The following is a 20,748-nucleotide window of genomic DNA, read 5'->3' on the forward strand; positions in this document are numbered from 1 at the left end:
TCTGTTCGTTTGGCGTCATGCGGCGGCGCCGCGAGGCGGAATGTTCTCGCCCGCAGCGCGTGCACGCCGCCATTCGTAATCCTGGTTAATCCTGGAAAAGCGGCTACGGGGAGGCTTACGCCTTGCCCGCAGCGGCCGCGACGACCTTCTGAGCCGCTTCTTCCATGCTGTCAGCCGCGATGATCGGCAGACCGGATTCAGCGAGCATCTTCTTGCCGAGGTCTTCGTTCGTGCCCTTCATGCGGACCACGAGCGGCACCTTCAGCGAGACGGCCTTCGACGCCGCGATCACGCCTTCCGCGATCACGTCGCAGCGCATGATGCCGCCGAAAATGTTGACCAGAATCGCGGTCAGGTTCGGGTTCTTCAGCATGATCTTGAACGCTTCCGTGACCTTCTCGGTCGTGGCGCCACCGCCCACGTCCAGGAAGTTCGCCGGTTCGCCGCCGAACAGCTTGATGGTGTCCATCGTTGCCATTGCGAGGCCGGCGCCGTTCACGAGGCAGCCGATGTTGCCGTCGAGCGAGATGTACGCGAGGTCGAACTTCGAGGCTTCGACTTCAGCCGGATCTTCTTCGTCCAGATCGCGATACGCGACGATTTCCGGGTGACGGAACAGTGCGTTCGAATCGAAGTTGAACTTGGCGTCCAGCGCGATGACCTTGCCGTCGCCGGTCAGGATCAGCGGGTTGATTTCGGCCAGCGATGCGTCGGTTTCCCAGAATGCCTTGTACAGGCCTTGCAGGATCGCGCGCGCTTGCGGCAGCGAAGCAGCGGGCACGCCGATCTTCGTGGCCAGTTCGTCGGCTTCGGCGTCTTTCAGGCCGGTTGCCGGGTCGACGGCGATCTTGTGGATCAGCTCAGGCGTCTTTTCCGCGACTTCTTCGACGTCCATGCCGCCTTCGCTCGATGCCATCACGACGATCTTCTGCGAGACGCGATCGATCACGAGGCCGACATACAGTTCCTTCTTGATGTCAGCGCCTTCTTCGATCAGCAGGCGATTCACCTTCTGGCCTTCCGGGCCGGTCTGGTGCGTGACGAGCTGCATGCCGAGGATCTGTTCCGAGTACTCGCGAACCTGATCCAGCGACTTGGCGACCTTCACGCCGCCGCCCTTGCCACGGCCACCCGCGTGGATCTGAGCCTTCACGACCCATACCGGGCCGCCGAGCTCTTCCGCGGCCTTGACCGCATCATCCACCGAGAAGACCGGCTTGCCGCGCGGTACCGCGACGCCGAATTTCCGCAGGATTTCCTTACCCTGGTACTCGTGAATCTTCATGCGTGATTCCCTTCAGTCTGAGAGTTGGATTGAACTTCGTTTCCGCTGCCGTCGTTCATGCCGGACGCGTTGCCGCCCTCGCCTGTCTGGCGGACTGCCCCGTCGCCTGACGATGCCGCGCGATCCGCTGTATACGGAGCGCGGCCATACCAGCGCGGATAAAACTGCTGCACCGCCTCGCCGTCGAAACGCAGCGCGTGGCAGCGTCCCAGCTGGAATGGCGGTTTATCGTTGGAATGCTCGCCTGTGCTATTAGACGATCCGTCTCCTGAACCTGCGTTCGCGCCCGGCGTGCTGTCACCGGTATTCCAAACCTCACCCGCGAATGCCTGAATCGCGGCGGTCGGCAGGATCGCGCACAGCTCGGTGAGATGCGTGCAACCCGCCGTGCCGCCAAGCAAACGGGCAGACTCACGACGGAAGTTTTGACGGAGATTGAGCCCGATGAGGGCACGGTAGGCGGGATTGCTGGCTTGGCACAACCCTGGATAGGGCACCCAGTCGGACGACGCCTCGGCGTCGACGACATTGAGCTTGCGATCGATGGTGATGCGAAGCCAGAGTTCATGGATCGGCTGACCATTGGGCCGGACGCCCGACGCAAGCACCACGTCGCGCGGTTTTTCGTCAGTCAAGCACGCTTCCACATCCCACAGGCCATCGGCTCGCTCATAGGCTTCCGCTCTGATTGCGCGACGATGGCGCAACTGACGGGACACGGGCTGGGAGAGCGGCATGCGGGAAGGAAAGGCCGGATTGGAAAACCCATGAATTTTAGCATACTGGGTATTTGAGACAGGTCGGATCGCGCACGGCCGCGCCGAGCGTGGCTGGGAGCGCAACGCACCGTCCCAAAGGGTTTGTGCGCGAACGACGGACGACGGGGCTACTCGCCGCTCCACTCCTCGTCGATTCCCTTGAGGATTTTGCCGATCGTGGCGCCCGAAAATCCGCGCGAGGCCAGAAAGCGCTGCTGCTTCGCACGTTCGGCGGGCGTTTCGGGAAGGCGGCCGAACTTCTTTTGCCAAACGGCATGCGCACGGGCGAGTTCGGTTTCGCGCAATTGCGCGCTGGCCTCTTCGACGAGCGTCTGGTCGACCGAATGCTGCTTCAATTCGCCGACGATCCGACTCGCGCCCAATCGCGACGAACGGCGATGGATCAGGCTTTCGGCAAAGCGCGAATCGGACAGCCAGTTTTCGGCTTCCAGCGCGTCGAGCACGGTGTCGAGCGAATCGTTTTCCTCGACGAACGGCTTCAGCTTGCGAGCCAGTTCGGTGCGGCTGTATTCGCGGCGGGAGAGATAGCCGAGCGCGCGGCCTTTCAGCGAGCGTGCTGGACGTTTGGATTGTTTGGCTTCGTCTTGCCCGGGCTTCGCCTCGCCAGGAACGCGACGCGAGCGGGTGTAGGTGGTTTCGGAAGGATCCGACTCTACGGGCGATGGGGATTCAAACTGCGCGCGCTGCGGATTGCGGCCCGCAGCGCGGTCGTGTGCGTCGAACGATTCGAATGGATCGAACGACTCATCGTCTTCATCACGCGGGCCGTCCGCGTGGCGTCCGGAATCGGACAACGGCCGGCCCTTGCGTATCACGTGATGGTTACTCTTCTTCGTCCGCGACTTCAGCGGCTGCGCCGGTCACGGCTTCAGCCATGGCGTTCACGCCCAGCGATTCACGGATACGGTTTTCGATCTCGCGAGCGATGTCCGGATTTTCGCGCAGAAATTCACGCGCGTTGTCCTTACCTTGACCGATACGTTCGCCGCTGTAGCTGTACCACGCGCCGGCCTTGTCAACGATCTTGGCCTGCACGCCCAGATCGATGATTTCGCCCTGACGCGAAATGCCTTCGCCGTAAAGAATGTCGAAAATCGCTTCGCGGAACGGCGGAGCCACCTTGTTCTTCACCACCTTCACGCGCGTTTCGTTGCCGATCACTTCGTCGTTCTTCTTGATCGAACCGATACGGCGAATGTCCAGACGCACCGACGCGTAGAACTTCAGCGCGTTACCACCGGTAGTGGTTTCCGGGTTGCCGAACATCACGCCGATCTTCATGCGGATCTGGTTGATGAAGATCACGAGGCAGTTCGTGCGCTTGATCGTGCCGGTGAGCTTGCGCAGCGCTTGCGACATCAGACGCGCTTGCAGACCCGGCAGCGAGTCGCCCATTTCGCCTTCGATTTCAGCCTTCGGCACGAGTGCCGCGACCGAGTCGATCACGATCATGTCGATCGAGCCCGAGCGCACGAGTGCGTCGGCGATTTCGAGCGCCTGCTCGCCGGTATCCGGCTGCGAAACCAGCAACTCGTTCACGTTCACGCCGAGTTTGCCCGCGTACTGGATATCCAGCGCGTGTTCCGCGTCGATAAACGCTGCCGTGCCGCCGAGCTTCTGCATTTCGGCGACGACCTGCAACGTCAGCGTGGTTTTACCGGACGATTCCGGACCATAAATTTCGACCACACGGCCACGCGGCAAACCGCCGACGCCCAACGCGATGTCGAGGCCGAGCGATCCGGTTGAGACCACCTGGATATCTTCGACCGCCTCACCTGCGCCGAGCCGCATGACCGACCCTTTGCCGAACTGCTTTTCGATCTGTGCGAGTGCGGCAGCGAGTGCCTTGCTCTTTTCAGCCGTCAGTCCAGCCGAGCCTTTCTTGCTTTCTTCCATGAATCGTCCTTTGCTATGATGAACGGCGTCTGAGGCAGATGTGCAGCCCACTTTGAAAGGACAGCACACGAAACCCAGACACTGTATAAAAAAACAGTAGTTTTGGCAAGCACGATTCTCATGCGAACGCGCATTTTTACCGTCGCGCTGCCCAACTACCCACAATATTTTCGGAGACCGCTGTGCGCCGGGGGCCACCCCCACGGTGCCGGCAAGCCAGGCTGGCGCACCATGCGAATTCTGATTGCCGAAGACGACAGCATACTCGCGGACGGTCTGGTTCGATCACTCCGCCAATCGGCCTATGCCGTCGATCACGTAAAGAGCGGCGTGGAGGCGGATACCGCCTTGTCAATGCAGACGTTCGACCTATTGATCCTCGATCTCGGCCTGCCGCGCATGTCCGGTCTGGAGGTGCTGCGCCGCCTGCGCGCGCGCAATTCCAATATGCCGGTGCTGATCCTGACCGCCGCGGACAGCGTCGACGAACGCGTCAAGGGGCTCGACCTCGGCGCCGACGACTACATGGCCAAACCCTTCGCGCTGAACGAACTCGAAGCACGCGTGCGCGCCCTGACGCGGCGCGGCGCCGGCGGCGGCCCGACGGTCGTGCGGCACGGCTCGCTGTCGTTCGACCAGGTCGGCCGGATCGCCTATGTCAACGAGCAGGTAATCGATCTGTCGGCGCGCGAACTGGGTTTGCTCGAAGTGCTGCTGCAGCGGATCGGCCGGCTCGTCTCGAAGGAACAACTCGTCGATCATCTGTGCGAATGGGGCGAGGAAGTCAGCAATAACGCGATCGAGGTCTACGTGCATCGCCTGCGCAAGAAAATCGAGCCGAGCGGCGTGCGCATCATCACGGTGCGCGGTCTTGGTTATTGCCTCGAGAAAGCGGCCTCGCCGGCGAGCGTGAGCGCGAGCACGAACGCCATGACCACGTCCCCGCCCGCCGAGCCCGAACCGCCCGCCTCGCCGCCGTCCGGCGCGATGCCGGCGAGCCATCACTACAAATAGAAGACACCCATGTCCGCACGCGCAGACCGCGCTACGGCGCACGCGGCGGACCTCGACGAGGCGCGCGACGAGCGCTACGCCAATCCGTTCGCTCCGCCCGACGAAACCGAAGCCGCCGCCCAAGCGCGCCCGCGCTCGCTGTTCGGCGAGATTCTCGACTGGATGCTGGCGCCGCTGCTGCTGCTTTGGCCGATGAGTCTCGCGGTCACCTATCTGGTCGCCAAGTCGATCGCGAACAGCCCGTTCGACCGTGCACTGGAAACCGACGCCTACGTGCTGGCCCGCCAGATTCATCCAGTGAACGGCGTGGCGGAACTGACGCTGCCCGACTCCACGCGCGACTTTCTGCGCGCGGACAACGTGGACAGCGTTTTCTATCAGGTGCTCGGCACGCGCGGCGAACTGGTGGGCGGCGAGCGCGACATGCCGCTGCCGCACGAGGAAGACCGGCCGCAGCCGGGTCTCGTCGAATTTCGTGACGACGTGCTGCGCGGCAACGATATCCGCGTCGCCTACACGACCGTCGAGTTCCCGCAGACGCCCGGCGCGCAACCCGTGCTGGTGCAGGTCGCCGAAACGCTCGACAAACGCAGCCAGCTCGCCAACGACATCATCAAAGGCGTGATCCTGCCGCAGTTCGTGATACTGCCGCTCGCGATCCTGCTGGTGTGGTTCGGACTCTCGCGCGGCCTCGCGCCGCTGCACGCGCTGCAGGCGCATATCCGCGCGCGCCGCCCGGACGACCTGTCGCCGCTCGAGGCGCGCCGCGCGCCGCCGGAAATCGAGCCGCTCGTGACCTCGTTCAACGATCTGCTGACACGTCTCGAACAGAACATGGAGCTGCAAAAGCGCTTTATCGCCGACGCCGCGCATCAGATGAAAACGCCGCTTGCCGGCCTGCGCACGCAGGCCGAGCTGGCGCTGCGTCAGGACGCTTCCGCGGAAGTGCACCGCTCGCTCGAGCAGATCGCCACCAGTTCGGAGCATGCCGCGCGGCTCGTCACGCAACTGCTGGCGCTGGCGCGCGCGGAGAACCGCATGTCAGGCCAGATTTTCACGCCGGTCGAGGTGACGGAGGTCGCGCGCAACGCAGTGCGCGACTGGGTCCAGGCGGCGCTCGCCAAGCAAATGGATCTGGGCTACGAAGCGCCTGAAGAACCCGTCGAAGTGGACGGCAATCCGGTCATGCTGCGCGAAATGCTGTCGAATCTGATCGACAACGCCATCCGCTATACGCCGCCGGGCGGGCGCATCACCGTCAGAGTGCGGCATGACGCGACAGCGCGGCTCGTCCATCTGGAAGTCGAGGACACCGGGCTCGGCATTCCGGTCGCCGAGCGCTCGCGGGTAATAGAGCGTTTCTACCGGATTCTCGGCCGCGAAGGTGACGGCAGCGGCCTCGGACTTGCGATTGTCCGCGAGATCGCGACCATGCACGGCGGCGAGCTGACGATCGACGACAACGTCTATCAAACTTCGCCGCGCCTTGCCGGCACGCTCGTACGCGTCAGTTTGCATGTGCATGAACGGGGCGGGACTTACCCTAACGCGACTTGAACGCGCCAATTTACCGACTCAATATTGAGATACGTTGAGCGTAAATTAGGCAGATTTGGCGGCAGATAGGCGCGTGTTGGGCGAAAACCCACAACATGCGCTGAACTGCAATTTCACCCCGCCACGTCAGTACGCCGTAAGTTTCCACTCCAATAATCGGTTTCACGGGAACGCCGTTACCGGCGAACCGCGTGCATATCAATATTGGAGACGACATATGGCTACCGTTGGCGGGCAAATTTCGCACGTGCCGATGACGCGCGAAGAGAAGCGGGTGATCTTCGCATCGTCGCTGGGTACGGTTTTCGAGTGGTACGACTTCTATCTGGCCGGCTCGCTCGCGGCCTTCATCAGCAAGAGCTTCTTCTCCGGCGTCAATCCGACAGCCGCCTTCATCTTCACGCTGCTCAGCTTCGCGGCCGGCTTCGCGGTCCGGCCATTCGGCGCGATCGTGTTCGGGCGGCTCGGCGATATGGTCGGGCGCAAGTACACGTTCCTCGTGACGATCGTGATCATGGGCCTGTCGACGTTCCTGGTCGGCTTCCTGCCGGGCTACGCGTCGATCGGCTTCGCATCGCCCGTGATCTTCATTGCGATGCGGATGCTGCAAGGCCTCGCGCTCGGCGGCGAGTACGGCGGTGCCGCCACCTACGTGGCCGAACATGCGCCGGCGGGACGCCGCGGCTTCTATACGGCCTGGATCCAGACGACCGCCACGCTCGGCCTGTTCCTGTCGCTGCTGGTGATTCTCGGCGTGCGCACGGCAATGGGTGAGGATGCGTTCGGCGACTGGGGCTGGCGCATTCCGTTCATCGTCTCGATCCTTCTGCTGGCCGTGTCGGTGTGGATTCGTCTGCAACTGCACGAGTCGCCGGTGTTCGAGCGCATCAAGTCCGAAGGCAAGACCTCCAAGGCGCCGCTGACCGAAGCCTTCGGCCAGTGGAAGAACCTGAAGATCGTGATTCTCGCGCTGATCGGCCTTACCGCCGGCCAGGCCGTGGTCTGGTACACGGGCCAGTTCTACACGCTGTTCTTCCTGACGCAGACGCTGAAGGTGGACGGCAGCAGCGCCAACATCATGATCGCGATCGCGCTCCTGATCGGCACGCCGTTCTTCCTGTTCTTCGGCTCGCTGTCGGATCGCATCGGCCGCAAGCCGATTATCATGGCTGGCCTGCTGATCGCCGCGTGTACGTACTTCCCGCTGTTCAAGGCGCTGGCGCACTACACCAACCCGGCACTGGAAGCGGCAACCGCAAAGGCACCGATCGTCGTGATCGCGAATCCGGACGAGTGCTCGTTCCAGTTCAACCCGGTCGGCACCGCGAAGTTCACGAGTTCCTGCGACATCGCCAAGAGCGCGCTCTCGAAGGCCGGTTTGAACTACGAGAACGTCGCCGCGCCGGCGGGCACGCTGGCGGAGATCAAGGTCGGCGATACGGTGATCAACACGTATGACGGCAAGGCCGCGGACGCCAAGGATCAAGGCAAGGCGTTCGACAAGACCCTCGCGACGACGCTGAAGACCGCCGGTTATGCGCCGAAGGCCGATCCCACGCAGATCAACTGGCCAATGACCGTGGTGATCCTGACGATCATGATGATCTACGTGACGATGGTCTACGGCCCGATCGCGGCGATGCTGGTGGAGATGTTCCCGACGCGCATCCGCTATACGTCGATGTCGCTGCCGTATCACATCGGCAATGGCTGGTTCGGCGGCTTTCTGCCGGCCACCGCCTTCGCGATCGTGGCGGCGAAGGGCAATATCTTTTCGGGGCTGTGGTATCCGATCGTGATCGCGCTCGTCACGTTTGTGATCGGCATGCTGTTTGTCCGGGAGACCAAGGACTCGGACATCTACGCGAAAGATTGACGCGGGCGATGGACGGAACGGCTTCTTGAAAAAGTTGTGCGCCGGGGGTTGACAGCCTTCGGCGCCATCCGCATAATCTCGCTTCTTTCGGCGAATTAGCTCAGTTGGTTAGAGCGACGGAATCATAATCCGCAGGTCCGGGGTTCGAGTCCCTGATTCGCCACCAGTTGCAAGAAAAAGCCGCTGATCCGCAAGGTTCAGCGGCTTTTTTGTTTTGGCTTTCCGAACTGCAACTACAGCAACTTCAAGGAGGTTTCTTGATGACGTTCCGCACCGCCGCGCTTGCCGTGGCTACCGCTTCCATCGCGTTTCTCAGCGGCACTGCCGCATTCGCCGCTCAGGCTCAGACATCGCCGGACAGCCAGTGGCGCACCAGCGCGACCACGCTATCCACGCTGCTGCAGGACGGCTACAAAATCGTCGCTGTCGTAAATGGCGCTCATGGCAGCGCGGGCCTGGCCGACACGATTTTCGTCCAGCGCGATCAGAGCGCATTCAAATGTATCGACCCGCAGCAGACCGACGCAAAAGCGAGAACGTCAGTCGCGCCGCCGGCATGTTTCGAGTTGGTGCCGCCGTCGGGAGTATCGGGGACGCCCGAGTCGAAATAGTCGGCACGCGGCGCGCCTAAACGCGCCGTCAACCGCACGTACTGCGCCGACCTTCAGACTGCGAAGCTACGGCTTGAGGCCGGTGCCGGCGCAGTCAACACCCCCGCTCAATTAACCGCGGGCCGCCCATCACCGATCCACCAACCGGCTCAGATTGCCGCGCACCCGCTGCAACAACGCGATCAACTGCTTCGCCTCATCATCGGTGAAGCCGTTCAGCGCTTCGAGCGCGACTTCGTCGCCGACCTTGCGCGCTTTGCCGAGCGTGCGCTCAGCCTTCGGCGTCATGTGCACCTGGCGCTCGCGGCGGTCCTGCGGATTGGCCGTCCGCTCGATCCAGCCTCCCTCCTCCATCCGATCCAGCAGACGACCCGCCGAGATCGGCGCGACCTCGAGCAGGTCCGCGAGCCGCGCCTGATTGGTGTCGCCGTAGTGCGCGAGATAGGCCAGCACGCGGCACTGCGCGCGCGTCAAGTCGACCGACGACTTCGCGAGGTCGTCGAAACGCTTGCCTGTCAGGCGGCCGACGTCGGAAATCAGAAAGCCGAAGCGCTCATCGAGTTGGGTTTTCATGCGCGGATTATACGAAAGGCCTTCGTTTTTCAGCGTTGAAACGGGCGCAATTCAGGCTCCGCATAATTCCCGATGGCGGGACCGCGCGCAACCGATATACTAAGCATGCTTACTATATCGACGAACCCGCTCATTCATGTCTTCCGACACCCCGGCGGCCGGCGCCGCCGCGCCGCTCAACCGCCCGATGATCACCGTCTCGATCATGCTGGCGACGTTGATCCAGACGCTCGACAGCACGATCGCCAACGTGGCGCTGCCGCATATGCAGGGCACGCTGTCCGCGTCGCAGGATGAAATCACGTGGGTGCTGACCTCGTATATCGTTGCCGCTGCGATCGCCACGCCGCTCACCGGCTGGCTGTCCGACCGGCTGAGCGTCAAGCGTCTGCTGATCTTCGCGATCGGCGGCTTCACGGTGTCGTCGGCGCTGTGCGGCTTGTCGGAGACGCTCACGCAGATCGTCGCGTCGCGTTTGCTGCAGGGGATTTTCGGCGCGTCGCTGGTGCCGCTGTCGCAGTCCATCCTGCTCGACATCAACCCGCGCGAGAAGCAAGGACAGGCCATGGCCGTGTGGGGCATGGGCGTGATGGTCGGACCGATTCTCGGGCCAACGCTCGGCGGCTGGCTCACCGACAGCTACAACTGGCGCTGGGTGTTTTTCATCAACGTGCCGATCGGCGCGTTCGCGCTATTCGGCGTGGCGACCTTCCTGCCCGCGCGCGAGCCGAAACACGACGCGAAGTTCGACGCGTTCGGCTTCGCCACGCTGGGTCTCGCCATCGGCGCATTGCAGGCCATGCTCGATCGCGGCGAGCAACTCGACTGGTTCGGCTCGAACGAAATCGTCATCGAGGCGCTGCTCGCGGCCATCAGCTTCGCGTTTTTCCTCGTGCACACGGCCACGGTCGGCAAGAAATCGTTTTTCAAATACGAATTGCTGAAGGACCCGAACTTCGCCACGGGGACGTTTTTCATCTTCGTGATCGGCGCGGTGATGTACGCGACGCGCGCGTTGCTGCCGCCCATGCTGCAGAACCTGATGAATTATCCGGTCGCGACCACCGGCCTCGTCACTGCGCCGAGCGGCGCGGGCACGATGGTCGCCATGCTGTTCGCCGGGCGCCTGCTGAAGCGAATCGACGCACGGCTTCTGCTGCTCGCCGGCTTTTTGATTTCGGCCTTCGCGCTATGGCAGATGATGCATTACACGATCGTGCTGTCGGAGTCGGACATTGTCTGGCCCGGCGTGATTCAGGGCTTCGGGCTTGGGCTCGTGTTCGTGCCGCTGAGCGCGCTGACCTTCTCGACGCTCACGCCGGAGCTGCGCGCGGACGGCACCGCGACCTATAGCCTGATGCGCAATATCGGCAGCAGCATCGGCATTTCGATCGTGCAAACGCTGATGACGCGTAACACGCAGGTCTCGCATGCGGACCTCGCGGCCAATATCACGCCCTTCAATCCCGCCGTCCAGCCGATGCTCAATAGCGGCTCGAATTACGACATGGCCGCGCTGAACGCGTCGATCACGCAGCAGGCGTCGATGATCGCGTATCTGAACGACTTCAAGCTGATGTTCATGGCGACGCTGCTGGTTATTCCGCTTCTGCTGTTGATCCGACCCGCGCATAAGGCGGCGGACGCGTCGGTGGCGCATGCCGCAATGGATTGAGACGCGGCGCCGAACCGGCTAGTCGCCATCGCAGCGGGGTTGCACGCGACACCTGCGCCTAACCTTCAATCCGTCCGCGCGTCACTCCCAACAGTGCCGCCATCGCCGCCCGCGCCGCCGCCGGATCGCGATCGCGAATCGCTTCGAACACCGCCGTATGCTCGGCCAGCGACGCATTGAACACATCCGCGCGTTTCGCATTCAGGCGCAGTTGCGCTTCGAGCGTGCGCTCGATCAGCGTGCCGAGCGGAATCAGCAATTCGTTGCTGCACGCGGTCAGCACGCTCAAATGGAACCGCAGATCGGCACGCACCCATTCGTCGACATTGCGCGCCGCCACCATCGCTTCATGAGACGCGGCGAGCGCGTAGAAGGTGTCGTCTGTATATGAAGCCGCCGCCAGACTCGCGGCATACGGCTCGATCATCTCGCGCATTTCCTGCAGGTTGAGCGCAAACGCCATCGGCTCGGCCACCCGCGAGTACCAGTCGAGCACATCGACATCGAGCAGATTCCACGCGCGTTTCGGACGCACGCGCGTCCCCACGCGCGGACGCGATTCGATCAGGCCTTTCGAAGTCAAAGTGCGCAACGCCTCGCGTAACACCGTGCGGCTCACGCCGAACGTCTCCATCAACTCCGCTTCGCGCGGCAGGATCGAATCAGGCGCATAGTCGCCGCGCAGAATCGCGGTCGCCAGCCGATGGGCGACACGCCCATGCAGATCGTGCTGAATAGCTTTCTCCTAGCGGCCATGCGGCGCTATTGATAGGGGAACAGAGGCCGAACCGAGCGCGATTATCCGGCATCTCAACCGTGAGATCACTGCTCCGACAACACCATGCCGAGACGCGGGTCCTGCCACTATCTGGCCAATAGTACTATTAATAGTACTTAAATGCGATTTTGTTGTAGCATGTGAATCCTCGAAACAGTTCGCAGGCAGCCAAGCGCCAGGAGACGCACACCATGAAAATCACCAAGCTCGAAACCTTCATCGTTCCGCCGCGCTGGTGCTTCCTGAAAATCGAAACCGACGAGGGCATCGTCGGCTGGGGCGAGCCGGTGGTCGAAGGCCGCGCGCACACGGTGGCGGCCGCCGTGGAAGAACTGTCCGACTACCTGATCGGCAAAGACCCGCTTCTGATCGAAGACCACTGGCAGGTCATGTACCGCTCGGGCTTCTATCGCGGCGGCCCGATCACCATGAGCGCGATCGCCGGCGTCGACCAGGCGCTGTGGGACATCAAGGGCAAGCATCACGGCGTGCCGATTCACGCGCTGCTCGGCGGCCAGGTGCGCGACAAGATCAAGGTGTATTCGTGGATCGGCGGCGACCGTCCGAGCGACGTGGCCAACAACGCGCGCGCCGTGGTCGAGCGCGGCTTCAAGGCCGTGAAGATGAACGGCTCGGAAGAGTTGCAGATCATCGACACCTTCGACAAGGTGCAAGGCGTCATCAACAACGTGGCGGCCGTGCGCGAAGCGGTCGGACCGAACATCGGCATCGGCGTGGATTTCCACGGCCGCGTGCACAAGCCGATGGCCAAGGTACTGGCGAAAGAACTCGACCCGTACAAGCTGCTCTTCATCGAAGAGCCGGTGCTGTCGGAGAACGCCGAAGCGTTGCGCGATATCGTCAATCAGACGAACACGCCGATCGCATTGGGCGAGCGTCTTTATTCGCGCTGGGACTTCAAGCACATCCTGTCGGGCGGCTACGTCGACATCATTCAGCCGGACGCGTCGCACGCGGGCGGCATTACCGAGTGCCGCAAGATCGCGTCGATGGCGGAAGCCTACGACGTCGCGCTCGCGCTGCATTGCCCGCTCGGGCCGATCGCTCTGGCGACCTGTCTGCAGATCGATGCAGTGAGCTACAACGCGTTCATCCAGGAACAGAGCCTCGGCATCCACTACAACCAGGGCAACGACCTGCTCGACTACATCAAGAACCCGGAAGTCTTCAAATACGAAGACGGCTTCGTGTCGATTCCGCAAGGCCCAGGCCTCGGCATCGAGGTCAACGAAGAGAAAGTGCGGGAGATGGCGAAGGTCGGCCACCGCTGGCGCAATCCGGTATGGCGCCATGAGGATGGCAGCGTCGCTGAATGGTAAGTGCGTGAAGGCACGTCGCCCGTGGGGCGGCGTTTTTGTTTGCGTCGACGGCCGCTCCGCCGACGCGGCCCGCGCGTTACGGTGACGTGACGCGTGGGCCGTCGCAGTAACGTAACATCCCGGACCGAACCGGCACGAACGCGCGTTTATCGCGCTCTTCCCAGACCCGCACGCATCCCCGCAAAGCCTTGTCCAGAAAGGTTTTCAAGCCGTCCGTTCGGCATCAGACAGAAACATGGCCCGCTCCTTGCTCAAATGCATTCAAACGACAAATGCATCGGGGAAAATCATGGGCGAGTTCCTTCCAGACTATCTGCTCCGCGAACAGGCCGCCGTCGGCGCGTTGGTGGTGTTCGGCGTGCTGCGCGTCATCGGCGCGGCACTCGCATTCGAACGCGGCTGGCGCATCTCGGTCGTCGAGAAATGCTTCATCGGCGCCGCGGTGGTGTACTGCCTGCCGCAACTATTCGATCTGCTGACGCATATGTACGGCTCGCGCGCCGCGGGCGCCGAACTGGAAGGCAAAGCCGCGGGCTGCGCCATCGCGCTCTTTTGCGCGCCGATCCTCGGCCATCGGCTCGGTTTCGAATAAGCGGCGCCTCGCCATGCAACTGGCCAAGCGGCTCATGAGGCGGCCAAAACCCGCGTTTCGCGAGGGTGACGTCCTGAAACTCAAGTCAGGCGGCCGCCCGATGACCGTCACCTGGAGCGGCCCGGTGCTGTTCGCGCCGGGCAACTGGCTGATCTGCCAGTGGTTTAGCGATGCCGGCGAGTTGCAGCAGGAGATGTTTCCGGAGGAGACCCTGGAGCGGACGAGCGGCGTGCTGGCCGCCTGAAAAGTGTAGTAACGGCTTGCTGGCCACCGCCAGGCGACCGTGTGTATTGCGCCGCACGCTTTTGCTGTGCGGCGCTTTTTTATGTGGCCGATGTCGCGCTTGCGAGACGTTACGGACCTGAACCATTGCGGACGCGATTGCGGTTCAGATGCCGCCCGTCATGTCGCTCGACTCGCCACGACCTCGCGCCACGCCGTCAGCCGAGCGCGGCGAACGCCGGCACGCTATGCGACAGCGCGGCCGCCGCGACGAACACGCCGATCATCGCCAGCGCTTCCAGATACAGCACGTTGACGAAGGTGTGGGCATCCATTGTCGAGGCGGTGCGGCGCAGGCGCGGCAGCGCCAGAAAGCGGTTGAGTCCGCCGAGCACGAGCGCGAGCGCGACCAGCGCAAGCTTGAGCATCAGCACATGTCCCCACGTGCTCAGTTCAATCGCCTCGAACGAACCACCCGAACCGCGCACCGCGTTGAAGATGCCGGAGAGCAGCACGAGCGCAACCGCCACCACCGACACGTTCGACACCTGCGTGGCCGTGCGGATCAACATACCGCGCGCGGTCGAGGTGCCGAGTGCCGGCAGCACCGCGAGCCCCGCCGCCATCGCCAGACCGCCCCACACGCTGGTGACGAGCACATGCAGCGTTTGCATGGCGATCGCGGCCGAGGCCGGACCGGCATCCGCCGCGTGACCCAGCGACGCCTTGCCGGCGGCGATCGCGACCACCGCGAGCCACAGGAGCGCATTGCGCAGCATGCCCGTATGACTGGCCATGGCCGTGCCGAGCAGCACCAGCGCGCCGGCAAACGCAAGGCTCCAGCCGTAACCGACATGGGTTTGCGTCAACACGGTCGGCACCACGCCGATGGCGGCCGGCAAGCCGACGCCGCTCATCGACGCCGCCTGATACAGCAGCCAGCCGAGATCCGCGAGCACCAGCACGACGGTGGCCGTCAGCATCGAGCGTTGCGCGCGCAACCAGGCGAGGCGCGCGGGCGAGATCTTCTGCTGGGCGTCCTTCGCGAGCCACGCGCCGAGCAACGCCGAACCGACGGCAAACGCAAACGCGACGTTCATGAGCGCGGCCATGGCGACCTGCCCGATCCAGAGTCCGTCGATGCTCATTTGACGATAAACGCAAAGTCGCCTTGGGTACGGTGGCCGTCCGTGGCTACCGCGATCCAGTGCACCGCGTAGCGGCCGGCGCTCAACTGCGGCAGCGGCAGATGCATGACCCTGGCGTCCTGCTTGTCGACCTGCGACTCAGCGGGCGCGACCGCCTTGCCGCTGGTGTCGGCAAGCGCGATCTTGCTGAAAGCCGGTTCGAGCGGCTCGGTGAAATGAATCGCCACTTCGGAGGGCGCGGCGACTTCGGCGTTGGCCGCCGGCTCGCTCGAGCTCAGATGCGCGTGGGCGAATGCCGTGGACGTCACAAGCAGCGCCGCGGCGCCGAACATCGACGCTCGCAATGCCGGACGGGAAAAATTAAGTAGCTTCATTTAAGGCCGATAGCGGATGATCAGGAAACAGTGGGCGTCGGACCGGACACGTCGAGGCCGGAACGAGGCGGCAGCGAGGCCGGACCCAGTCCGGCGCGCCCGGAAGTGTACGCTTCGATGGTTCGTGCGGGCGTCGGTTCAACCTGGTTTATGGATAGATCGCCCAGGCTCGAGGCTTGCGCCGTTGATCGCGCAGACAAATTTGGGATAACAGTTAGGCAGCGTGAAACGCTTGTGCGCGTCAAACTGTCGCATGGCTGTGACAGCCGGAACCTTCTCTAATGTGCCAAATAGTCATCATCACCCTTCGATGATAGAATGCTGCGTCGCCGCAGCGCCGGCTGCCCTTCACACCGAGCCGCTCGAAGTTCGGTCAGGTCCCCGATTTTGATGGAGTTACGCGTGTCTTCAAGACGCATTTTCCGCCCGTTGCTCGCCCTTCTGCTGATCGGCTCCGCGGGCGTTTATAGCGCTGCGAAAGCGCAGACTCAACCGAAAGCCCCCGATACCATGGAAGCGCGCGTGCAAGGCTGCACGGCCTGCCACGGCACGCACGGCCAAGGTACGGACAACGACTACTTCCCTCGCCTCGCGGGCAAGCCGGCCGACTATCTGTACAACCAGCTACAGAACTTCCGCGAAGGGCGCCGCAAGTACCCGCCCATGAACTACCTCGTCACGTATCTCTCGGACGACTACCTTCATCAGATCGCCACGTATTTCTCGCAACAGCGTCCTCCGTATCCGCCGCCGGCCAAGCCGACGGTGTCGTCGAGCACGCTCGCGCGCGGCCAGCAGATCGTGCTGAACGGCGACGCCTCGAAGCAGATTCCGGCTTGCGCGGCCTGCCACGGCAAGACCTTGACCGGTATGCAACCCGCTATTCCGGGTCTGGTCGGCCTGCACTCCGACTACATCAGCGCGCAGCTCGGCGCATGGCGCTCGGGCTCGCGCCATGCCATCGCGCCTGATTGCATGCACACCATCGCCACGCGTCTGACCGACGAAGACGTGAACGCCGTTGCCGCCTGGCTTTCCACGCAACAGGCCCCACAAAACCCCGTGCCGGCTCCAGCCCGCTCGATGAAGACTCCGCTTGCCTGCGGCAGCGAACCGCAATAAGGCACCGGGAGAGACACTCAAATGAAACGCAAGTCTTTGTTCGCCCTCTCGGCAGTCGTCGTCGTTGCGGCTGCCGCACTCGTTCCCGTCCTGTGGTCGGGCGACGACCACCTGCATAACGGCACGGCCATGGCGGCAACGCCTGCCGACCAGGCCGCGCTGATCAAGCAAGGCGAGTACCTCGCCCGCGCCGGCGACTGTATCGCCTGCCACACGGTGCGCGGCGGCAAGCAGTTCGCCGGCGGTCTGCCCATGGCCACGCCGTTCGGCACGATGTTCACGCCGAACATCACGCCTGACGACCAGTACGGTATCGGCAAGTGGACGCAGGACGACTTCTATCGCGCCATGCACACCGGCCGTTCGAAAGACGGCAGCCTGCTGTATCCGGGCTTCCCGTTCACCAGCTACACGAAGGTCACGCGCGCCGACTCGGACGCGATCTACGCGTACCTGCGTTCGGTCACGCCGGTCAACGTGCCGAGCCGTCCGCACGAACTGAAATTCCCCTTCAACCAGCGCAACATGCTGATCGGCTGGCGCACGCTGTTCTTCCGTGAAGGCGAGTACAAGCCGGATCCGACCAAGTCGGTCGAATGGAACCGTGGCGCTTACCTGATCGAAGGCCTCGGCCATTGCGGCATGTGCCACACGTCGATCAACGCCATGGGCGGCCCGGTCAGCTCGGCGGCGTTCGCCGGCGGCCTGATCCCGCTGCAGAACTGGTACGCACCGTCGCTCACGTCGAACAAGGAAGCCGGCCTCGGCGACTGGGAAACCAAAGACATCGCCGATCTGCTGAAGACCGGCGTGTCGAACCGCGGCGCCGTGTTCGGTCCGATGGCTGAAGTGGTTCACAACAGCCTGCAGTACATGTCGGATGCGGACATCAACGCGATGGCCACGTACCTGAAGACGATTCCGCAGAAGAGCGAAGCGCCTGAACCGCTGCAGCTCGAAACGTCGGAAAAGTTCGGCGGCGAACTGTTGAAGCAAGGTCAGAAGATCTACGCTGACAACTGCGCGAAGTGCCACGCGGAAAATGGCCTCGGCATGCCGCCGGCCTTCCCGCCGCTCGCGAACAACCAGTCGATTCAGATGCCGTCGGCGGTCAACCCGATCCGTATGGTGCTGAACGGCGGTTACCCGCCGAGCACGGATGCCAACCCGCATCCGTATGGCATGCCGCCGTTCGCACAAGCACTGTCGAATCAGGAAGTCGCGGCGGTTGTGACGTACATCCGTATGTCGTGGGGCAACCACGGTACGGCTGTGTCGCCGCAGCAAGTGTCCGATCTGCGTTCGGCGCCGCTCGACTAAGCAGCGTTCGTTGCACACGGGGCGCGGCCTGCGAAATTCGCGGCCGCGCCCTTCGTTTTTGAAGGACCGGTATCATAGGGGCAGTAGTTACCCTGAGAAAACGCCGGGCCGCCCCAGGTTTTCTCACCCCCGCGGGGGGCCTGGCGCGAAGCGACAGGTCTGGGGGCGCTTGTGAAACTGGGCAGGAGATAAGAATCGTGCATGTCGGGGAGCGTTTTAACAGCATTACCCACCTCGTCGGCGCCGTACTGTCGGTGGCGGGTCTTGCAACGCTCGTGACGATGGGCGCGCTCGACGGCGACGCGTACAAGGTGGTCAGCTTCAGCGTGTACGGTGCGATGCTGTTCGTGCTGTATGCTATCTCGACGCTTTACCACAGCGTGCGCAATCCGCGCGCGAAGGCGGTTCTGCAGAAATGCGACCATTCGGCGATCTACCTGCTGATCGCCGGCAGCTACACTCCGTTCACGCTCGTCACCTTGCGCGGACCATGGGGCTGGTCGCTATTCGGCGTAAGCTGGGGGCTTGCCGCTCTCGGCATCGTGCAGGAATTGACGCTGGGGCGACGCACCCGCAGCGTTTCGATGGTGCTGTATGTCCTGATGGGATGGCTCGCGCTCGTTGCCGTCCGCCCGCTGGTTGAAGCCTTACCGGCAGCGGGTACCGCCTGGCTCGTGGCCGGCGGAGTCATCTACAGCGTCGGCATCTACTTCTTCATCAACGACGAGCGCATCCGGCATGGACATGGTATCTGGCACCTGTTCGTACTGGCGGGCAGTCTGTGTCAATTCGTCAGTGTCGCGCGCTATGTCGCATGACACCCCACGGCGGCGAAATGCAACTTAAGGCCAGTCAACGTGTCTGCATAGCGCGTTGAAGCATCCGGCACGCGTTTCGCGCGTGCCGCCGATTTCTCTGCGAACGGAACTGGGCTTCGGCCTCGAACACGCCAAGCGGGTGTGTTCATGCGGCATTTATGCCTGCCTGTGCCCATGTGTGCCGTTCGCGAAACTGCATTGCAAAGATCTTTTATGTCTTTTGATTCCCTCGGCTTGTCCGAACCGTTGGTCCGCGCTGTACACGAACTCGGCTACACCACTCCGACTCCGATCCAGACGCAAGCGATTCCCGCCGTGCTCAACGGCGGCGACCTGCTGGCCGGCGCGCAAACCGGCACCGGCAAAACCGCCGGCTTTACGTTGCCGATCCTGCAACGTCTGAACACCATGCCCGCCGTGACGACCGGCTCGGGCAAGCGCGCGGTACGCGCGCTGATCCTCACGCCTACGCGCGAACTGGCGGCGCAGGTCGAAGAAAGCGTGCGCGCGTACGGCAAGTATCTGAAGCTGAAGTCGACCGTGATGTTCGGCGGCGTCGGCATCAATCCGCAGATCGGCGCGTTGCGCAGCGGCGTGGATATCGTCGTCGCGACGCCGGGCCGTTTGCTCGACCACATGCAGCAGAAGACCATCGACCTGTCGCATCTCGAGATTCTCGTGCTCGACGAAGCCGATCGAATGCTCGACATGGGTTTCATCCACGACATCAAGCGCGTGCTGGCGAAGCTGCCGCCGAAGCGGCAAAACCTGCTGTTCTCGGCCACCTTCTCAGACGAGATCAAGACGCTCGCCGACAATCTGCTCGACTCGCCGGCGCTGATCGAAGTCGCGCGCCGCAACACGACCGCCGAAACGATCGCGCAGAAGATTCACCCGGTGGACCGCGACAAGAAGCGCGAACTGCTCACGCACCTGATCAAGCAGCACAACTGGTTTCAGGTGCTGGTGTTCACGCGTACCAAGCACGGCGCCAACCGCCTTGCCGAGCAACTGACCAAGGACAGCATCAGCGCCCTGGCGATTCACGGCAACAAGAGCCAGTCGGCCCGCACACGCGCGCTCGCCGAGTTCAAGGACGGCACGCTGCAGGTGCTGGTCGCGACCGACATCGCCGCGCGCGGTATCGATATCGACCAACTGCCGCACGTGGTCAACTACGATCTGCCGAACGTGCCGGAAGACTACGTGCACCGCATCGGCCGCACGGGGCGTGCAGGCGCGACGGGCGAAGCGATCTCGCTGGTGTGCGTCGACGAACTGCAGTTGTTGAAGGACATCGAGAAGCTGATCAAGCGTCCGGTGCCGCAGGAAGTGATCGCCGGTTTCGAGCCGGACCCGACTGCGAAGCCGGAACCGATTCTGCGTCGCGGCCAGGGTGGCGGCGGCGGTGGTGGTCGTTCGCCGCGTCAGGGTCAAGGCGCACCGAAACGCGATGGCGCAGGTTCGGCGAAACCGGCACAACGCTCGGGTCAACGCCCGGCGAACGGTCAACAGCAGCCGAAGCCGCAAGGCGCGAAGCCGGCCGGCAATGGCGGCCAGCCGCGTCGCGACGGTCAGCGTCACGACGACCGGCCGCGCGCCGTTGCGCATGAGGGCAGCGCCGCGCAGCATGCGCCGCGCAAGCCGCAAGCCGCGAAACCGCAAGGCGGCAATCCGGGTGCGTTGCTGGGCGGCGCCAAGCCGCGCAACGACGCGCCGCGCGGTGGTCAGCCCACGCGCAGCGGTCAGCGCGGCCGTTAAGCTT

General features: G+C 63.2%; 20 protein-coding genes and 1 tRNA gene. 13 read left to right on the forward strand and 8 right to left on the reverse strand.

The features are described 5' to 3' along the window. Nucleotides 1–115: 115 nt before the first annotated feature. The 4 genes from sucC to recA all read right to left on the reverse strand — a co-directional run bounded on the left by sucC (nucleotide 116) and on the right by recA (nucleotide 3,963). Nucleotides 116–1,285, reverse strand: a complete 1,170-nt coding sequence (gene sucC, locus PQR54_RS21630) for an ADP-forming succinate--CoA ligase subunit beta (protein WP_012434252.1) — start codon at nucleotides 1,283–1,285, stop codon at nucleotides 116–118. Continuing rightward, nucleotides 1,282–2,022: a DUF2889 domain-containing protein gene (locus PQR54_RS21635; protein WP_408249177.1), complete on the reverse strand. Its 741-nt coding sequence runs from the start codon at nucleotides 2,020–2,022 to the stop codon at nucleotides 1,282–1,284. Before PQR54_RS21635 ends, sucC begins: the two co-directional genes overlap by 4 nt. A gap of 149 nt (nucleotides 2,023–2,171) precedes the next feature. Beyond that, a complete protein-coding gene (gene recX, locus PQR54_RS21640) occupies nucleotides 2,172–2,879 on the reverse strand; it encodes a recombination regulator RecX (RefSeq protein WP_408249179.1) in 708 nt (235 codons plus the stop codon). Nucleotides 2,880–2,886: 7 nt separating this feature from the next. Further along, nucleotides 2,887–3,963 carry a recombinase RecA gene (gene recA / locus PQR54_RS21645; RefSeq protein WP_012434255.1) on the reverse strand — a complete coding sequence of 359 codons (1,077 nt, stop codon included), beginning with the start codon at nucleotides 3,961–3,963 and terminating at the stop codon, nucleotides 2,887–2,889. Between the two features lie 231 nt (nucleotides 3,964–4,194). Between recA and PQR54_RS21650 the strand changes: the two genes are divergently transcribed. From PQR54_RS21650 to PQR54_RS21670, 5 genes are all read left to right on the forward strand, one after another. After that, nucleotides 4,195–4,977 (forward strand): response regulator, encoded by a 783-nt coding sequence (locus PQR54_RS21650; RefSeq protein ID WP_408249181.1) that lies wholly within the window; start codon nucleotides 4,195–4,197, stop codon nucleotides 4,975–4,977. Nucleotides 4,978–4,986: 9 nt separating this feature from the next. Continuing rightward, the gene (locus PQR54_RS21655) at nucleotides 4,987–6,534 is read left to right on the forward strand and encodes a sensor histidine kinase (protein ID WP_408249183.1); all 1,548 of its coding nucleotides are present in this window, start codon (nucleotides 4,987–4,989) and stop codon (nucleotides 6,532–6,534) included. A gap of 217 nt (nucleotides 6,535–6,751) precedes the next feature. Further along, nucleotides 6,752–8,410: an MFS transporter gene (locus PQR54_RS21660; RefSeq protein ID WP_408249185.1), complete on the forward strand. Its 1,659-nt coding sequence runs from the start codon at nucleotides 6,752–6,754 to the stop codon at nucleotides 8,408–8,410. A gap of 89 nt (nucleotides 8,411–8,499) precedes the next feature. Continuing rightward, nucleotides 8,500–8,576, forward strand: a tRNA-Met gene (locus PQR54_RS21665). Nucleotides 8,577–8,670: 94 nt separating this feature from the next. Continuing rightward, nucleotides 8,671–9,021 carry a hypothetical protein gene (locus PQR54_RS21670; RefSeq protein ID WP_408249187.1) on the forward strand — a complete coding sequence of 117 codons (351 nt, stop codon included), beginning with the start codon at nucleotides 8,671–8,673 and terminating at the stop codon, nucleotides 9,019–9,021. A gap of 129 nt (nucleotides 9,022–9,150) precedes the next feature. On the opposite strand, the gene PQR54_RS21675 is transcribed toward PQR54_RS21670, so the two are convergent. Next, complete coding sequence (locus PQR54_RS21675) at nucleotides 9,151–9,594, reverse strand: MarR family winged helix-turn-helix transcriptional regulator (protein ID WP_408249189.1); 444 nt, start codon at nucleotides 9,592–9,594, stop codon at nucleotides 9,151–9,153. A 136-nt stretch (nucleotides 9,595–9,730) separates the two neighbouring features. On the opposite strand from PQR54_RS21675, the gene PQR54_RS21680 reads away from it, so the two are divergent. Further along, nucleotides 9,731–11,269 carry a DHA2 family efflux MFS transporter permease subunit gene (locus PQR54_RS21680; RefSeq protein ID WP_408249191.1) on the forward strand — a complete coding sequence of 513 codons (1,539 nt, stop codon included), beginning with the start codon at nucleotides 9,731–9,733 and terminating at the stop codon, nucleotides 11,267–11,269. Between the two features lie 58 nt (nucleotides 11,270–11,327). On the opposite strand, the gene PQR54_RS21685 is transcribed toward PQR54_RS21680, so the two are convergent. Beyond that, nucleotides 11,328–12,005 carry a FadR/GntR family transcriptional regulator gene (locus PQR54_RS21685; RefSeq protein WP_408249266.1) on the reverse strand — a complete coding sequence of 226 codons (678 nt, stop codon included), beginning with the start codon at nucleotides 12,003–12,005 and terminating at the stop codon, nucleotides 11,328–11,330. A gap of 233 nt (nucleotides 12,006–12,238) precedes the next feature. Here PQR54_RS21685 and dgoD point away from each other — a divergent pair, with 233 nt between their 5' ends. From dgoD to PQR54_RS21700, 3 genes are all read left to right on the forward strand, one after another. Then, complete coding sequence (gene dgoD / locus PQR54_RS21690; RefSeq protein WP_012434262.1) at nucleotides 12,239–13,387, forward strand: galactonate dehydratase; 1,149 nt, start codon at nucleotides 12,239–12,241, stop codon at nucleotides 13,385–13,387. Between the two features lie 289 nt (nucleotides 13,388–13,676). Beyond that, nucleotides 13,677–13,979, forward strand: a complete 303-nt coding sequence (locus PQR54_RS21695) for a hypothetical protein (protein ID WP_408249193.1) — start codon at nucleotides 13,677–13,679, stop codon at nucleotides 13,977–13,979. A 13-nt stretch (nucleotides 13,980–13,992) separates the two neighbouring features. Continuing rightward, nucleotides 13,993–14,223 carry a YodC family protein gene (locus PQR54_RS21700; RefSeq protein WP_408249195.1) on the forward strand — a complete coding sequence of 77 codons (231 nt, stop codon included), beginning with the start codon at nucleotides 13,993–13,995 and terminating at the stop codon, nucleotides 14,221–14,223. Between the two features lie 196 nt (nucleotides 14,224–14,419). Here PQR54_RS21700 and PQR54_RS21705 read toward each other — a convergent pair whose 3' ends face one another. After that, complete coding sequence (locus PQR54_RS21705) at nucleotides 14,420–15,349, reverse strand: CopD family protein (protein ID WP_408249196.1); 930 nt, start codon at nucleotides 15,347–15,349, stop codon at nucleotides 14,420–14,422. Next, a complete protein-coding gene (gene copC, locus PQR54_RS21710) occupies nucleotides 15,346–15,723 on the reverse strand; it encodes a copper homeostasis periplasmic binding protein CopC (RefSeq protein ID WP_408249198.1) in 378 nt (125 codons plus the stop codon). Before copC ends, PQR54_RS21705 begins: the two co-directional genes overlap by 4 nt. Nucleotides 15,724–16,113: 390 nt before the next feature. Between copC and PQR54_RS21715 the strand changes: the two genes are divergently transcribed. The 4 genes from PQR54_RS21715 (at nucleotide 16,114) to PQR54_RS21730 (ending at nucleotide 20,744) form a co-directional block, all read left to right on the forward strand. After that, a complete protein-coding gene (locus PQR54_RS21715; protein ID WP_012434267.1) occupies nucleotides 16,114–16,845 on the forward strand; it encodes a c-type cytochrome in 732 nt (243 codons plus the stop codon). A 21-nt stretch (nucleotides 16,846–16,866) separates the two neighbouring features. Then, nucleotides 16,867–18,165 (forward strand): c-type cytochrome, encoded by a 1,299-nt coding sequence (locus tag PQR54_RS21720; protein ID WP_408249200.1) that lies wholly within the window; start codon nucleotides 16,867–16,869, stop codon nucleotides 18,163–18,165. Between the two features lie 197 nt (nucleotides 18,166–18,362). Further along, on the forward strand, nucleotides 18,363–18,983 hold the full coding sequence (trhA, locus tag PQR54_RS21725; protein ID WP_012434269.1) for a PAQR family membrane homeostasis protein TrhA: 621 nt from the start codon (nucleotides 18,363–18,365) through the stop codon (nucleotides 18,981–18,983). A gap of 213 nt (nucleotides 18,984–19,196) precedes the next feature. Further along, nucleotides 19,197–20,744, forward strand: a complete 1,548-nt coding sequence (locus PQR54_RS21730) for a DEAD/DEAH box helicase (protein ID WP_408249202.1) — start codon at nucleotides 19,197–19,199, stop codon at nucleotides 20,742–20,744. Nucleotides 20,745–20,748: the final 4 nt, after the last annotated feature.

It is taken from the genome of Paraburkholderia phytofirmans, assembly GCF_046028095.1.
Classification (GTDB): domain Bacteria; phylum Pseudomonadota; class Gammaproteobacteria; order Burkholderiales; family Burkholderiaceae; genus Paraburkholderia; species Paraburkholderia phytofirmans_A.

Coding starts and splice junctions, on each gene's coding strand:
- PQR54_RS21720 (WP_408249200.1), top strand. CDS start 16,867: ATGAAACGCAAGTCTTTGTTCGCCCTCTCGGCAGTCGTCGTCGTTGCG.
- PQR54_RS21660 (WP_408249185.1), top strand. CDS start 6,752: ATGGCTACCGTTGGCGGGCAAATTTCGCACGTGCCGATGACGCGCGAA.
- PQR54_RS21650 (WP_408249181.1), top strand. CDS start 4,195: ATGCGAATTCTGATTGCCGAAGACGACAGCATACTCGCGGACGGTCTG.
- copC (WP_408249198.1), bottom strand. CDS start 15,723: ATGAAGCTACTTAATTTTTCCCGTCCGGCATTGCGAGCGTCGATGTTC.
- PQR54_RS21680 (WP_408249191.1), top strand. CDS start 9,731: ATGTCTTCCGACACCCCGGCGGCCGGCGCCGCCGCGCCGCTCAACCGC.
- PQR54_RS21635 (WP_408249177.1), bottom strand. CDS start 2,022: ATGCCGCTCTCCCAGCCCGTGTCCCGTCAGTTGCGCCATCGTCGCGCA.
- sucC (WP_012434252.1), bottom strand. CDS start 1,285: ATGAAGATTCACGAGTACCAGGGTAAGGAAATCCTGCGGAAATTCGGC.
- PQR54_RS21655 (WP_408249183.1), top strand. CDS start 4,987: ATGTCCGCACGCGCAGACCGCGCTACGGCGCACGCGGCGGACCTCGAC.
- PQR54_RS21675 (WP_408249189.1), bottom strand. CDS start 9,594: ATGAAAACCCAACTCGATGAGCGCTTCGGCTTTCTGATTTCCGACGTC.
- dgoD (WP_012434262.1), top strand. CDS start 12,239: ATGAAAATCACCAAGCTCGAAACCTTCATCGTTCCGCCGCGCTGGTGC.
- PQR54_RS21705 (WP_408249196.1), bottom strand. CDS start 15,349: ATGAGCATCGACGGACTCTGGATCGGGCAGGTCGCCATGGCCGCGCTC.
- PQR54_RS21700 (WP_408249195.1), top strand. CDS start 13,993: ATGCAACTGGCCAAGCGGCTCATGAGGCGGCCAAAACCCGCGTTTCGC.
- recA (WP_012434255.1), bottom strand. CDS start 3,963: ATGGAAGAAAGCAAGAAAGGCTCGGCTGGACTGACGGCTGAAAAGAGC.
- PQR54_RS21730 (WP_408249202.1), top strand. CDS start 19,197: ATGTCTTTTGATTCCCTCGGCTTGTCCGAACCGTTGGTCCGCGCTGTA.
- PQR54_RS21715 (WP_012434267.1), top strand. CDS start 16,114: ATGGAGTTACGCGTGTCTTCAAGACGCATTTTCCGCCCGTTGCTCGCC.
- PQR54_RS21695 (WP_408249193.1), top strand. CDS start 13,677: ATGGGCGAGTTCCTTCCAGACTATCTGCTCCGCGAACAGGCCGCCGTC.
- PQR54_RS21670 (WP_408249187.1), top strand. CDS start 8,671: ATGACGTTCCGCACCGCCGCGCTTGCCGTGGCTACCGCTTCCATCGCG.